Here is a 13,934-nt window from a genome sequence, read left to right as displayed (position 1 = left end):
CGACGCAGATTCGGTGCCGAGTCCGAAGGCAATCCAGCGTGCCGATAGGGAGCCTCATCCACAGTGGTCTTAAAATCTATAGAACGATGGTCGAATCCTTCCGGAGCCCCCGGGTCCTGGTGTTACTTTGGCTGGTGGTGCCGCTATCTCTTTGTGTGCCCGCGGTCCGTGGGCAGATCGAGGATGGCCGCGGCGTAACCATCGCATCGACCGAGCCCGGAGAAGGGCGCGTTGCTCTCGTACTCGGTAACGCGGAATACACCTCGATCTCGCCGTTGCAGAACACGGTTCACGATGCCGAGGACATGTCCGCGGCACTTCAGCGCCTCGGGTTCGATGTCATCAAACGGCTGGATCAGTCCCGTGCAAACATGTATGAGGCGGTTCGGGCTTTTGCGAAAAAAGCAAAGGGGGCCGAGGTGGCACTCCTGTTCTACGCGGGGCACGGGGTAGAGGTGAAGGGGGAAAATTATCTCGTTCCGGTGGACGTCGCTGATCTTGAGGGCGGTGATTTCCGCATCGATCAAGAGGCCGTTCCTCTTGAAGAGGTTCTTCGCGCGCTGAGCCGTGCCACCAATCAGGTGATCGTTCTCGATGCCTGCCGAAGCAATCCGTTCCCGGACAATGTCACAGGGGAAGGGGCCGGAGGGGGGTGGGCCATTCCCTCGGGGGACATGATGGGGGGAACCCTGGTGGTATATGGGACGGCGCCGGGTGCCGTTGCGAGCGATAACGTGGAGGGACGCAATGGGCTTTTCACCAAGGCGCTTCTGGCGGAGCTGGAGCGCCCTGGAATCGAGGCTGCGGAGATGATGCGTCGGGTCACTCGTCGTGTCCGCGAAGCGAGCAATCAGGCACAGAGCCCGTGGCTTTCGGCCTCCTATGTTCTCCCGTTTTACTTTACCGACCCCGAAGCGGGAAGTGAGCCCGACAATCCCATTACTGCTGTGTCGGCAGGAGAAGTGGAGCGGTGGGTCCGCGACGGCCGCTCTTACTACAACCGCAAGGACTATGCATCGGCCCTTCCCCTGCTTCGAAAGGCGGCACGGGCTGGGCATATGGATTCCCAGTATTATCTCGGCACGATGTATCTGGCAGGACGCGGGGTTTCAGAAGATCCAGAGAAAGCAGCCGATTGGTTTCAACTCGCGTCAATGCGCGGCCACGCAAAGGCCCAGTATTTCCTCGGGGGAATGTACAGTGGGGGATTTGGGGGACGTCGCCAGGACGATGCGCGAGCGGCCGACCTTTACGAACGGGCCGCCAAGCAGGGACTCGCCGAAGGACAGTTTCGGCTCGGGCTCGTCTACGAAAGCGGCCGGGGCCGTCCAAAAGATGAGGCCAATGCTCGGCGGTGGTATTACCAGGCGGCCGAGCAAGGGTACGACAAGGCCCGCGCCGCATTGGAACGACGGCATGAAAGCGGAGACGATCGCGCCCGGGCATTGCTCCGTCGCCTCCCGTGATCCGCTGGGCAAATCTCACTCCCACCACCTACATCCGTGCTGAAGCATCAACCTCCTATTCCGAATATTTGCGCATCCACACCCAAAGACTCCGATGCTATCCACCCGTCTAGTTTCGACTTTCACCCTTTCCATCTCGTTACTAATCGGTGCAGGGCCAGGCCTTGCATCCCTGCTGAAGCGAGCAGGGGTCGAATCGATCCAACTGACAGAGATCCATGAAGACCTGCGATCCTTTGAAGACCGGGACCGCTACGATTACGTAGACGACGATTTCGAGTACTCGGTCATTGGCAGTGAAGCATTCGATGACGTTTTCCGTCGGTCTGCGTTGCAGGCCGGACGGCTCTACCAACTTCGAGAGACCTCCAGTCGGTACCGAGAAGGAGAGCTCAGCCTTGAGACTACCGAGGATACCGACTTTTTGGGACTCATGACGATGGAGGCGTTTCAGTCACTCCCGACTCTCGTTTCGGAAACGGAGCGCCTTTCGACGCTCATCGACAACCTGAATCCCCGGGAGCTCGGGAGACTCCAACAGATCAGGGCCGTCCGTGGCTTCAACCGGGCCCGAAAGAACATCCAGATGGTCTTGGACGCGCGGGGAGACATTGACGACCTCCTCAATGACTACAAAACGCTGCAGGCGGACCTCGAAACGGTAGAGGATGAAGACGAGGAGGCAGAAGAATCACAATGAAGAAGCACTCTCCGGACACCATTCGGACCCTATTTCCACTCCTCTGGATTGGAATTTTCCTCATCGGGTGCGGCACCTCAAACGAGGTCGTGTCGCCCGGCACCAACACCCCACCGAAGACGACTCCTGCTACGAAGCAGTCGACCTCGTCTGAGCCTTACACGGTTGTGGAGGTGTTCTACGGGACAGATCGCGCCCCGGCGGACCGGCGAGACGCACTGGTGTTTGGCGCGGAGCGTGGCGATCTCGTCTTTGGCACGTGTACGGTAAGCATTCCGCAACGTCACCGTGTTGGCAACATTGAGCGTCCCTCGATTTGGCGGCTTGAGCTTCGGGAAGACCCCTCCCGACACGTGACCGTGCAGGACGTGGCCGTGATGGCCGAAACGGATTTCGTGCATCGCGTCTTGGCGCGGGCCCGGTCGAGCCGAAAAGAGGCACTGGTGTTCGTTCACGGATACAACGTAAGCTTTGCTGAGGCTGCGCGCCGAGCTGGACAGCTCAAGTACGACCTGGCATTTCCTGGGCCGGTTCTCTTTTTCAGCTGGCCGTCCCGGGGCACTGTGACGGGCTATGCCCACGACGAGGACAACGTCGAGTGGAGCGTGCCAGACATGGTGTCGTTCCTGCACCTGCTGACGGCGCAGGCGGATATCGAGCGGGTGTACTTCGTCGCTCACAGCATGGGGTCACGCGGGGGCGTACGGGCGCTTTCGGAGTTGATGATGGTGCACGGGCTGGAAGAGCGTCGGAAGGTCAAAGAGGTCATTCTCGCGGCTCCTGACATTGATGCAGACGTGTTTGTCGAACAGATTTTGCCCCGGCTGTCGGCTCCGGATACGCGCATCACCATTTACGCCTCGGCCCAGGACAATGCGCTGTCGATCTCGCGCCTCTTCAACGGCAACGAACGGCTTGGGGCACGGGCCTTGGATCTGGGTGAGCACGTGGACTTCGTGGACGTAAGTGGGGCGGGCGACGACATGCTGGGGCACGCGTACTTCGCCGACAGCAATCACGTGATTAGAGATCTCTACCGCCTGCTGATCGAGGGACTGGGCGCTCGGGAGCGCTCACTCGACGCCGTTCAGCTCTCGACCCAGATGATGTATTATCGACTGCGTGTCCCGTAACAGCTCGGTGTCGGAGACGTTTTTCCTCAATCTCGGTATTTGTACTTCCTGTTGGTCTAGCCCGACCCGATCGCAAGGCTGTGGCTCGACTCTATTAAAAGCCGACAAGGGGTCCCCTTTCTCTAGGTCGTGCTGTCGGCCTGTGGACCCGAGGGCGGGGCGCGCGGCCTTGACCACGTCAGTCGCCCGACGCTCAACAAGATTCGGGAGGCAATGAGGGGCTGAACCTCAATCTGTCACTTGACGAGGCAGTGACCCTCTTTTGCCTCATCCTCGCCCTCTTGATGGAGTAAGGCCAGTTCGCGTAGCACTTTGCCCTCTTTCTCTCTCATTTGATGGGACCGAGAAGTGAGGTCGGCCTCTGTACGTCGCAGATGGCGAAAGCGACGGACTCGTCAGCATAATAGTATTGTTCTCCTCACGAAGGTCTTTTTCCACTTTAGTTGTCCAGTCCGTCCCCGGCTCGCATGCACAATATTAGGAGTTTTCGTTTCCGTCTCCGATTTCACTGGCACCTGGCATTGCTGACGAACCTCTGTCTGTTTGCCGCTCTTCTGGGTCCGGCGCCGGTGTTGGCTCAACCCTGCACGGTGATTCACGTGCGCGGCTCGGTATGGCACGCTTCGGCGGAAAACACAGGACAGGATACAATCCTGGTTCCCGGGGACTCTTTCACCCCCACAGACACCCTGCAATTCGCCTCTTCGAATGACCGAACCCTGGCGCTCTGCCCCACCTTGGGAAGAATCCTCGTTCGTCCTCAGGCCGGCTCCGCGAAACTAACAACGTCCCGATCATCGTCTGAGGTTTGGTTGGCTGTCGTCAGCACGGTGCTGATGGATCCAATCAGTCAGCGTCAGCTCCATACCCGGGGGGCGCCGCGTCCGGATACGCTGCGCACCCTCCTCGACGTGCGCCGTCACTTTGACGTTCCGCGGTATCTGATGCTCGATGTCCACGAAGTGCCTGTAGCCGGGACGCTCCAACACCGACTGGAAACTGGAGGGCGCCTGATTTTCCGATCCGTGGGAGGGGAGGAAACCCGAGAGGTACGCGTTGCGGCGGGTCACCTGCGCATCGTGCCGGACACACTGATGGGTCTCCTGGTGACTTCGGAAGAGCATGGAACCGCCCCACCGCCCGTCATGCTCCACTGGGTGTCGCCCGAAGAGACGCGCCTGCTGGCGGCGGTCCATCCAGTTGCCCCTTCCCCTGGGCGGGTGGCGCAAGAGGTGCGCGCTCTGGTGCGTGTGGTGCGCGCGCAGGACCGTCCCCTCGACGACGTTCGACGGGAGGTCTATGGCTTCCTTCAGGACGCGTATGGCACTCCCTACCGCCCGCACGTAGAGGCCTGGATGGATCAACACCTGGGACAGTCATAAACCCGGGTCTTTCGAGCAACCCCCTCTCATCCGCTTCGTCTCATGCTGCGACAGTCCTGGCTTCCTCACAGCGTCGTGTTCGGCACCGCACTCCTCTTGTTCGCGCTCGGGTGGCTCCGGTACGGGCTTCCCCTCGAGGATGAGAAGCTTCTGGTACAAGTCTCGTCGATCATTCACGGGGCGATAGCGCGCGCTCCGGAGCACGCCTGGGACGAGTTTATATTCATCGACACGGCCTACGACCCCATGCTCGTCGAGGCCGTCGACGACGAAGGGTTCCCAATCGGGGAGCGTCCCATCACCGACAGGGCAGAGCTCACGGCGCTCTTTCGTCTTCTCGCTGATACGAACGTCCACCGATTTGTCCTCTGTGACATCTTGTTTCTCGATCCGTCTCCGCACGACGCGGCTCTGCAGGACGCCATTGAGGGCGTTCGCAACCTCGTCATCCCGTACACGCTCGACGCTTCCGGCACTCCTGTCAACTTAGCCGTCGATGCGCCACGCGCCCTCGCCCAGTATTCTCAGGACGGCAACACGTTCGTCCGATTCTCCCTCGTCGATGGCGATCGGGCGACGATCCCGCTTCATATGCATCGCGTTCTGCATCCAAGCGAGCCGGTACTTGGTCTGCTGCGCCTTCCGAGATTCATTCCGGACCTGCGTCTACCTGTACAGGCGATGCCGGCTCCTCTTCCGCTGGGCCAGCTTCTCTCCGTCCTAACGGACACGACGGCGGTGCGACATTATTTCAAGGATCGTATTGTGGTGATCGGGGCACTCGGCCGCAATCTGGACATCCACGACACTGTGCTTGGCCCCATGCCTGGCCCCCTCGTGCTCGCTAACCTTTACCTTGCTCTCCGCCACGGCGATCACGTTCTCTCTCCTTGGCTCCTCTTTTTCCTTTGGGGGGCGCTGGTGGGCCTCACGTGGTACAGCCTGAGTTGGGAACTCGGGCCATCTCCCCAGTCCACTGTACAGGCCGAGCGCAAACAAGAGACAGGGAGGATGGGGACACGTTCCGGATTCCGTGCCTGGCTTCAGAAACTGGGAGCCGAGGGGATCGAGAATACCTTTTGGCTGGTTCTCATTTCGCTGGCCACATACTTTGTCTTCCGGTTCCACCTCCCGGTGCTGCTCCTGGCCGTCCTTCTAACCCTTTTCGTTGAGGGGGTTCGGCATCGCCACTGGTTCTACAGAAGGGGCACCGCCGCACGGGTGTTATTAACTCGTCTCCTTCGGTCTGGTCGTAGCGGGAAGGAGGTCTCTTCTGAGAATCCACTCTCCGAGCTACCACCCGCTGATGGAGGTGAAGTGCGGGATGTGCGGACCACGGAAGCAGAGTCGCCGGACTCAAGGACGCCGCGCTGAGACACATAGAACCAAACGCCTCGAACTGGGGACGAAGAACCGCAAGCGTCGAGCTTCAGGACACCTAGGCCAAGAAAAGTAGGTTCACCACGCCAGCGAGCCTGTGCAAAGGGTCGTTTCCCCATTCCTCCGAATTGCCTCCTTAATGGCGCGGACATCGGGGTACTACCGGCAGCGTTAAACAAGTTCACCGTTGAGGACGCGGGCTCGCCTAAAACATCACGGGCCGCATTTCTGATGGCGTGTCAGCGGGGCAGAGTCTACAGTTGAACTGTCGAGGCTACCATGCCGAAGGTGCGTTGTCGATCTCCAGAATCGATTCTTGATTCTGAATGCCTGGAAGGTCCAGGTTCGAACATTGGGACCTGGAATGTCGATCACATTGGGCTCTCCCCGGCACACGTTCTAGCCTGGGAAACTTGGCGTTTATCGGGGGAGAACACAATGCACATGTTATTGCGTCCGAGAGCGCTTGCCGCTCACATCTCTTCCTTGCCGCTGGACCTTTCGCGCTATGAAAGCAGCCAGTTTGATCGCGCGAATCCGTTCGAATGGATGACGACCTTTTTCCCCAATCTCCCACCGAAAACAGTTCTCTGGGGGACTTCTTATTAATTTCCTCGTGCATAACATCGCGGAGGCGATCCGGATGTACGGGTTTTCTCGCGTCTGGCGAACCGATAAGGACAGGCAGGTCTGCGAGATTTTAGCGTGAGAATTTAGCCCTTTTGGGCCACAAGAGACCACATCCCTCACTCGTGCCGATCGGTGAAGGGACCGGTATACGTCCCTTTGGACCCGATAGGAACGCCATCGAAACCATCCGATGAACCCATGTGGAACCGTTCGTCGGAGTTCCTTCATTCTCGCGCGAGAAGGTGTGAGGTAGAAGGGGCGATCATGGGAAGCCCGTGTCTATGGGCGGCAATCCACAAGCCATGGGAGATCACTTGACCCGAACGATCCGACGGGCCTACGCCCATGAACGCCTCTGCGCACATAAGCCCGTCTCCTGTGGATTTTCTATATGGATTCACTGTTTCGTCATAGGCATTCCTTGACGACCCGGGGGACGATATTTGTACAATGGTAGTAGACATGTGATGATAGTTTTTCAAGCTCGCTACAGCCGAAAGTCGTAATCGGCCTCAGTGGGCTTTTTCTGTGTGAGCCCTTTGTCCCGTGCGCGCCCGTCTCTGGCCCCCACGAGACGGGCTTTTCGTTTTTCTTCTTTTGGAAGCGCTTCCAGCTTCTTGTTAGCCAGTTTGCCTGTTGACAAGGCTCTCGGAGCGCTCCTCTGAACCCCCACGTTAAGTGGCTGGCACTAGACGGCTGGCACGCTGTCGACCCTGAAGGACTAGGGGCTTAAAGGACACCGGTGGATCCAAAGGACAAAGGTGTCTCCTCCAGAGGAAATTACTGCCTGACCGGCTCCTATCGGGTGGAAAGTCGTCAGACGTGTAATGCAGGCCCCCGACCCTACGGCAAGGCGCGCATCCACAGGGAGGGGCTACCGAGAGCGAACTCTCCTCACGAGACGTTCTGCACCGAAACCTATCTCTAGTTTCATCCGCTTCTTGCGGCATGTGGTGTCTTTCCCCACATGCACATAATCCATAGCTATTCCCTTGAGGCCAATAGGTTTGACTCTATTGAAAGCGGTTTTGTGGGAGCCACTTCCTCTCTTCTTGCAGGGCCAAATAATTCATTTCGACCGTCCTGGCGCCTCCAACTCTGTGTCCGCCTCACAACGGGCCGTTCCACGGCCGGTGATCCTCCGAATTACATTTAAGTCTCCCGACTCGATGATGTCCGTTTCTGAGGAGGAGATCCACACCCGAGAATTCGAGGGCGTGCCCGCACCTGTAGCCCAAACCATTGCGGCCGACATAGTCGAGTACGCAAAAGATCGGAGGGAAGAGACCCGGCAAGAGATCTACATGTATCGCCGAGCTGGGGCACCGGACAAAAAGGTCATGCTCCCTCTCGACTTTAAAGAAGTGATCGGGCTTTCGGTCGCGTGGCCCTCAAACACAGAGTCATTCAACCCAAAAGCGGCATCGCCGTGAGGCCGTTCAGCCTGTGGCCAAAACCTCATTTCTGCCGGAAAGCCTACTTCTCTTATGTACTTAAAATGAGCAGCAACCTCCATACGCCTGACCCCAGCGACTCAGATCGGGGCGATTCGGAAAATCAAAATCAAGACACCTCAATCAGGATTGCGCCTTTCGATCTTGGTGACGACAAAAACGCAATCCGCCGGTCTTTAGAACTGAACCGGCAACTGCTTCACGATCCCCATCCGAAAGTGATTGTGGACTCGGCAGCCGTTCGTGAGAAAATCAATGAGCTCTTAGACCGACTTTCCGGCCGTGATGGGGAAAAAGAGTATGGGGACAAAGAGGCTCCCGACTGACCTCCCAATAGGACTCTATTCTGGTGGGATGCGACGAGTCCCTTTTCATGAGGTCCGAGAAAGTGGAATCGAAGAAGAGGGAGGAGGTTTATAGGCGCGTTGCAGAGCGATTGTTGAAACATGTTTTAGACATGTGTTTGGGGTGTTGTCATGGGAGCCCGTTCTCAAGAAAGCAGGCGTTAAGCTCTACGACATTCGCCCCCGCCAACTGCATCAACCGGCGGAAATCGGGGAACCGCCTCACGCTCTCAACAACATGCTCGGCCAGCGGGTCCGCGCGGTCTACCGCGGTACGCCGGCCGCCGGAGAGGCGCAGACCGCGCGTCTCGACGCCTCGGGCCTCGCGAGCGGCTTCTGCCTCCTGTGCCTTACCGCCGGTGAAAAGACCCAGACCCGCCGCGTATCGGTCGTGCGGTGGACGACAGCTCCGCGCTCCGGTACGATGAGTGACAGAGCGGGGACACGTCGCTATTCTGGACTGTGGGGCTGCACGGTTCTCCATATAGACGGTCCGTCCTCCAGGTCGCCGGATGTGGGATCAGTGCGAAGGGGCGTTTCTTACAAGCCGAGTCGTTTTTCCATCTCCTTGCGCCGACTCCGACTTACCCGAAGGCGCTTTCCAGTCGTAAGGCGCGCCACGACGTTCCCGGGATCCGTCGGTTCAAGGGCCTCGACCCAATCGAGGTTGACGATGGTTGATCGGTGGATGCGGCAGAATTGGCCAGAAGGCAGACGCTCTTCAAGCGTCTTCATCCGCTCACGGATGAGGTGAATGCGCTCGTCGGTGTGAACGTTAACGTAGGCCCCTTCAGCCTCAAAGTAGACTACCTCCTCAGTGGGCACGAGCTCGATTTCATTTCGACGCTCCACCGCAATCCGTTCGAGTAGGGGAGAGGAGTTGGCCTCGCGGTCGCCCTGTTCGATCGACGGGTCGGAGGCCAATTCTCCGTTGTCCAGGTCGGCCCGGCCAGCCGAACGGAGCAGATCCATCATGCGGCCGCTCAACTCCTCGAATGAACGATGCCGCGCGTATTCGGCTGCCCGCTCGACGGCCTGCCGGAAGCGATCGTCGCTAAAGGGCTTCAACAGGTAATCGACGGCCGCCAGTTCGAAGGCTTTCAATGCGTACTGATCGTAGGCGGTCACGAAGACGACCGGCGGCATGCGGTCCGGTCCCACGAGCCGCACCACCTCGATTCCGGTGATCTCCGGCATCTGCACGTCCAGAAAGACGAGCTCCGCGTCGTTGCGGAGGATCTGCTCGACGGCCGAACGCCCGTCGCTACACGCTGCCAGTAGCGTGATGCCATCGGTGTCCTCCACGAGGTCGGTGAGGCGCTTTCGGGCGGGCGCTTCGTCATCAACAACGAGAACACGAAGAGCATCCATGGCGGTATGCGAATAAGAGGAAGGACGAATCAGAAGAGCGTGGGCGCCGTGCCGTTGGTGGGCGAGCCCTCTGTAACGCGCTCCCCTCGACTCGTTCGAAGAGACACGCTCGTCTCGTGGCGCTCGGGGCGGAGGCCCGCGTGCGTCTCCTCTCGGGCCTCTGGAACAAGGATCTCGGTTCGATAGGGAACCTCGATGCTGACGGCCGTGACCATCGTGCCCGAGTGCTCCTGTCGCCCGAGGGACAGGGAATACGCTCGCCCAAACAGGTGCCGCAACCGCATTTCGACGTTTTGGAGGCCGATGCCGCGCTTCGTGAGCGTTGCTCCGCTCATTTGGGGACCCCGCCCGTCGTCCATTACGTGCAGTTGAACGGTGCCGTCGGTCCGGCAGGCAGTTACCCAAATGCGGCCGCCATCGTGCCGCGCCCGGATGCCGTGATGGATCGCGTTCTCAACGAGGGGTTGGAGCAGCAGGCTTGGCACCTTCGCGTCGCCTGTGTTGGGATCGATCTCAACCGTCACGTCCAGCGCATCGCCGAAACGATTGCGTTGGACCGCCAGGTACTGCTTTAGCATGCCGATCTCCTCGTCAATGGAGAGGGCGTGCTTGCCCCCCAGTTCGAGAACGGACCGTAGAAAGTCGCCGAGCTCGGCGACCATCTGCACTGCCTCCGATGCATTTTCGCGAATGTGAGCGGCCACGGCGTTGAGGGCGTTGAACAGGAAGTGTGGATTGAGTTGCGTGCGGAGCGTGGTCAGCTCCGCCTCGGCCAGTTCGGCGCGGAGCCGCTCCGTGCGACGTTGAGCCTCCTTGTGCAGGTGATAGTAATCGAAGCCGTAAACGCCGGCGAGTACGGCAAAGTAAATGATAGAGTCGATAGGCACGGCCCCGACGAATGCGGCCTGCAGGCGCTCGGTGAAGACAATCTGTCCGCCGCTGAGCATCCAAATGAGTGAAATCCACAGCACCCCGCCGATGCTGCTACAAACGATGGTCCCAACGACGTGAAGAGGCACGTAGAGGGGCCATCGCGGCGTGTTCAGCGGAAAAAGCCGGGCCATCCCCACGGCGATGTAGGTCATCGGAATCCACATCATCCAGCCGAGAACGATCCACCGCTGATTGGACCAGTCGGGCAGGTCGGTCCCCACGAGGAAGGGAGCCACGTAGCGCATTCCCACAAACAGGAAAGCCGCCCCCGTCCAGAAGAGCCAGAGGAAAAGGTGACTGTGCCACCATCGGTCCGTGAGATGAGGGAAGATCATGAGGTGTACGAGGAAGAGGGAGAAAGACGCGGGGAGTCGTCAGAGGGAATATCTCTATGCTCCGAGTAGGACAATCGGGGCGGGGCGTCCGGGGGAGGGCCGGGGCGAGCCCAATCGCGTCCGTCCTTCTTCCCTGACGAATGTCGACGCGATTGCTCGTCTCCTGAATCCTGAATGACAACCCGGGCATGGACCCATCCGTCTTCTTCCTGAAGAGAGAACGAGTGGCGGGTAGGGTAGAGGCTCCGGAGTCGCTTCCGCACGTTCTTGAGCCCAATGCCGCCGTGTTTGCTCCGGGAGGAGGATGAGGGGAGCCGGCCGGTGTTTGTGACGTCGATTCGCAGGACGTTTCCCTCTTTGCTCGTGCTAAGACGAACTTGCAGTGGGGTGGGCCCGGTCGCCCGGCCATGTTTTATGGCGTTCTCGATGAGGGACTGGACGAGGAAGGGAGGAATCTGCATTGATTCGCTAGCCGGGTCGATGTCGAACTTGACCTGGAGGTTCTCCTCGTATCGAAGCTTCTCGATGGACAGGAAGGAACGGATGACCGCGATTTCCTCGTGGAGCGGAACGGTGTGAGTGTCGGTGTCCAGCAGCGAGTACCGAAGAAAGCCCGCGAGTTCGTGAACGAACTGCTTTGCCCGATCATCGTCTTCGCCGATCAGGGTGAGCAGGGTATTGAGAGTATTGAACAAGAAGTGTGGATTAAGCTGATAGCGCAGCATTTGGATCTGGGCCTCTCGGGCGAGGGATTCGGCGTGGAAGGTGCGCTCCTGCTGGACAAGAAGGTTGCGCTGATACTTGATGCCAAAGTAGAGGGTGCTCCACGCCAGAAGAACAATGGTATTGCTCACTACTGGCCGGGCAAAGTACCAGAGGTTCGAGGCCCCGTAGGCCCCGGAGAAGGGGGTAGTGTCCAGGGGCCACTTCACACCTTCGAAAAGAAAGAGCCACGTCCCGGACCCGAACAGGGAGCATACGAGGGACAGCGTGAGGAGAGCGGTCAAGGAGGCCCCGCGTTTCCATAGGCGGCGGTACAGGGTACGAAGCATGAGTGTGACCGCGATCCCGATCCCCACGTAATACCCGACTCGAACGACCCCAACGTAAAGGGGGGCGTCGATTTGCTCGTAGATAGGAAAAGACGCCAGATACCACAGCAGGGCGTACGTTCCCCATCCGATTCCCTGGAGAACCCAGAACGACGAAAAAAGAAACGGCCAGCGGAGCGTTTGCGTCATCGGCATTCACAATCGAACAGGAGGGGCGTCACTGACGGGGTGAGGGAGATCTTTCGATGCCCCGGGCCAGGGCTCCAGATCCTTCCAGGGCCTCCAGATCCTGATGTCAGACTTCACTGGCCAGTGCCTGAGACTGAGCGGCCCCTGTCCTGCTGAGGCCAAGCAGTAGCGCGAGTACGAGGCAGAGGAGGAAGGACGATCGAATGGTAAGAGCAGGAAAGCAGGGAATGGTGGGGGGAGTGAATCAAAAAAATAGGACAGGCCTGGTAGCCCGGAATTGGTTTCTGGTGCAACCTGTCGATTCCCCCGGAGGAGGCCATGCTCGGTCCGGTGTGGTCTCAGATAATACTCCTCCTGCCAGTGCGCGTCCACTGCTCTGATACGAATTGCAGTTCGGAGGCGATAAGTGGCAACAAGCCGTCATGAAGCGAAAAGGAAGCCAGTGAAAACCTGTTCGATCACATTGGGCGGGGCGTTTTCGCTTCGTGACACGTTTCTGGGGCTTTGCAACCAGATAACGCCACTTGTTGCATTGCGCTTGTGCGGGCACGGAGCTCAAGATACCTTAGAGCCGACCCGAGCCGTTCTTTCGTCCTCAAACGGGCCCGTTTGGACACAAAAAGAGGCGGACACCCCGACCGCATTCAATCATCCATACCCCCGTACCGCCATGAAACTCTTCATCTCCCTAGGATCTCACCTTCTCGCCGCCGCGCTGTTTGGCGGGGCTCTCCTGATGGTCCCCATTCAACGATCGACCGCTCAGGCGGATCGCCCACCCAGCCTTATCCAACACCTTCGGAATGGTCTCCATAGTGATCAGCCTATACAGCGGGAACGCGCTCTCGTAGACGTGATTGCCCTGGCAGGCTGTGGCGAAACATGTACCGTAAGTCTTCAGTCGATCGAGGAAAAGAAGTTGAGCATCGCCAACGAGACCGGGACCGGTGCAGTAGTCGAACTCACCAACCTCGTTCCAGACCTTTTGGAAGTCTACCGCAGTGGACCTGCCGATGGCCAGCGGCTGTTGGCGCTCTCGGCTCTCGTCAATATTGGGGATCTGAAGGCTCTTGAGAGACTCGTTGAGGATGGAAAATCTCAGTCCCAAAAAACGAGGCAGGCCACCCACAGTAGCCTCGCCGCATTCTACCTGGACAGGTATCCGGAGCTCAAGGAACAGACCATTAGAACCAAGCGGCTGTCGCTAGAGGATGTGCGTCGGGCAGAGGCCCTTCGTATTCGGAAACTGAAGAAGAACTGAGCAGGAGCGTACGTGCAGATGCCGTTGGCTCGTAAAGGAAGATTTTACGGGCCATCGGTATCAAAGCTGGACGGCAATGACAAAGCCCGTTATGCAGACCGAGGCCGCCTCGACTTTTTTCCGGAATGCTCCGTTCTTAGGACGCCCACGAAGAGATTCTGTAGAAGGTCGGTTCAAGGCCGTGTCGGCCCACTTTTTCAGTCACAACGGACCGATTATCGGCTCTCAGGATCGAAGATTGATGTGATTGAGGCAAAATCCCACTCGACCGACAAGCACTGAGACGAAAGTTTTTGAAAGGGAA

Annotated in this window: 10 protein-coding genes; 7 read left to right on the top strand and 3 right to left on the bottom strand. The window is 58.8% G+C overall.

What is annotated here, in order from left to right:
- Nucleotides 1–86: 86 nt before the first annotated feature.
- The 6 genes from BSZ35_RS18480 to BSZ35_RS18450 all read left to right on the top strand — a co-directional run bounded on the left by BSZ35_RS18480 (nt 87) and on the right by BSZ35_RS18450 (nt 8,471).
- The gene (locus BSZ35_RS18480) at nt 87–1,466 is read left to right on the top strand and encodes a caspase family protein (protein WP_105014081.1); all 1,380 of its coding nucleotides are present in this window, start codon (nt 87–89) and stop codon (nt 1,464–1,466) included.
- A gap of 94 nt (nt 1,467–1,560) precedes the next feature.
- Nucleotides 1,561–2,166, top strand: coding sequence for a hypothetical protein (locus tag BSZ35_RS18475; RefSeq protein WP_105014080.1), 606 nt, complete (start codon nt 1,561–1,563; stop codon nt 2,164–2,166).
- Nucleotides 2,163–3,299, top strand: coding sequence for an alpha/beta fold hydrolase (locus BSZ35_RS18470; protein ID WP_105014079.1), 1,137 nt, complete (start codon nt 2,163–2,165; stop codon nt 3,297–3,299). Before BSZ35_RS18475 ends, BSZ35_RS18470 begins: the two co-directional genes overlap by 4 nt.
- A gap of 812 nt (nt 3,300–4,111) precedes the next feature.
- Nucleotides 4,112–4,681: a hypothetical protein gene (locus BSZ35_RS18465; RefSeq protein ID WP_146110174.1), complete on the top strand. Its 570-nt coding sequence runs from the start codon at nt 4,112–4,114 to the stop codon at nt 4,679–4,681.
- Nucleotides 4,682–4,723: 42 nt separating this feature from the next.
- A complete protein-coding gene (locus BSZ35_RS18460; protein WP_105014077.1) occupies nt 4,724–6,055 on the top strand; it encodes a CHASE2 domain-containing protein in 1,332 nt (443 codons plus the stop codon).
- Nucleotides 6,056–8,075: 2,020 nt separating this feature from the next.
- On the top strand, nt 8,076–8,471 hold the full coding sequence (locus tag BSZ35_RS18450) for a hypothetical protein (protein WP_146110173.1): 396 nt from the start codon (nt 8,076–8,078) through the stop codon (nt 8,469–8,471).
- 558 nt (nt 8,472–9,029) lie between these two features.
- Here BSZ35_RS18450 and BSZ35_RS18445 read toward each other — a convergent pair.
- The 3 genes from BSZ35_RS18445 to BSZ35_RS18435 are packed head-to-tail and all read right to left on the bottom strand — an operon-like array spanning nt 9,030 to nt 12,369.
- Nucleotides 9,030–9,860 carry a LytTR family DNA-binding domain-containing protein gene (locus BSZ35_RS18445; protein ID WP_105014074.1) on the bottom strand — a complete coding sequence of 277 codons (831 nt, stop codon included), beginning with the start codon at nt 9,858–9,860 and terminating at the stop codon, nt 9,030–9,032.
- Between the two features lie 29 nt (nt 9,861–9,889).
- Nucleotides 9,890–11,128 carry a histidine kinase gene (locus BSZ35_RS18440; RefSeq protein ID WP_105014073.1) on the bottom strand — a complete coding sequence of 413 codons (1,239 nt, stop codon included), beginning with the start codon at nt 11,126–11,128 and terminating at the stop codon, nt 9,890–9,892.
- The gene (locus BSZ35_RS18435) at nt 11,125–12,369 is read right to left on the bottom strand and encodes a histidine kinase (protein ID WP_181149475.1); all 1,245 of its coding nucleotides are present in this window, start codon (nt 12,367–12,369) and stop codon (nt 11,125–11,127) included. The genes BSZ35_RS18440 and BSZ35_RS18435 overlap by 4 nt, the downstream gene beginning before the upstream one ends.
- A gap of 670 nt (nt 12,370–13,039) precedes the next feature.
- Between BSZ35_RS18435 and BSZ35_RS18430 the strand changes: the two genes are divergently transcribed.
- Nucleotides 13,040–13,630 (top strand): hypothetical protein, encoded by a 591-nt coding sequence (locus tag BSZ35_RS18430; RefSeq protein ID WP_105014071.1) that lies wholly within the window; start codon nt 13,040–13,042, stop codon nt 13,628–13,630.
- Nucleotides 13,631–13,934 lie beyond the last annotated feature (304 nt).

Origin of the sequence: Salinibacter sp. 10B, from assembly GCF_002954405.1 — a bacterium.
Classification (GTDB): Bacteria; Bacteroidota; Rhodothermia; order Rhodothermales; family Salinibacteraceae; genus Salinibacter.
The sequence above is the reverse complement of the archived record's forward strand: the minus strand, read 5'-3'. Positions and strand labels throughout refer to the sequence as shown.

What these genes read in the sequence shown, in the direction of transcription:
- BSZ35_RS18445 (WP_105014074.1), bottom strand. Translation starts at nt 9,860, where the DNA reads ATGGATGCTCTTCGTGTTCTCGTTGTTGATGACGAAGCGCCCGCCCGA.
- BSZ35_RS18475 (WP_105014080.1), top strand. Translation starts at nt 1,561, where the DNA reads ATGCTATCCACCCGTCTAGTTTCGACTTTCACCCTTTCCATCTCGTTA.
- BSZ35_RS18460 (WP_105014077.1), top strand. Translation starts at nt 4,724, where the DNA reads ATGCTGCGACAGTCCTGGCTTCCTCACAGCGTCGTGTTCGGCACCGCA.
- BSZ35_RS18435 (WP_181149475.1), bottom strand. Translation starts at nt 12,369, where the DNA reads ATGACGCAAACGCTCCGCTGGCCGTTTCTTTTTTCGTCGTTCTGGGTT.
- BSZ35_RS18470 (WP_105014079.1), top strand. Translation starts at nt 2,163, where the DNA reads ATGAAGAAGCACTCTCCGGACACCATTCGGACCCTATTTCCACTCCTC.
- BSZ35_RS18440 (WP_105014073.1), bottom strand. Translation starts at nt 11,128, where the DNA reads ATGATCTTCCCTCATCTCACGGACCGATGGTGGCACAGTCACCTTTTC.
- BSZ35_RS18430 (WP_105014071.1), top strand. Translation starts at nt 13,040, where the DNA reads ATGAAACTCTTCATCTCCCTAGGATCTCACCTTCTCGCCGCCGCGCTG.
- BSZ35_RS18480 (WP_105014081.1), top strand. Translation starts at nt 87, where the DNA reads ATGGTCGAATCCTTCCGGAGCCCCCGGGTCCTGGTGTTACTTTGGCTG.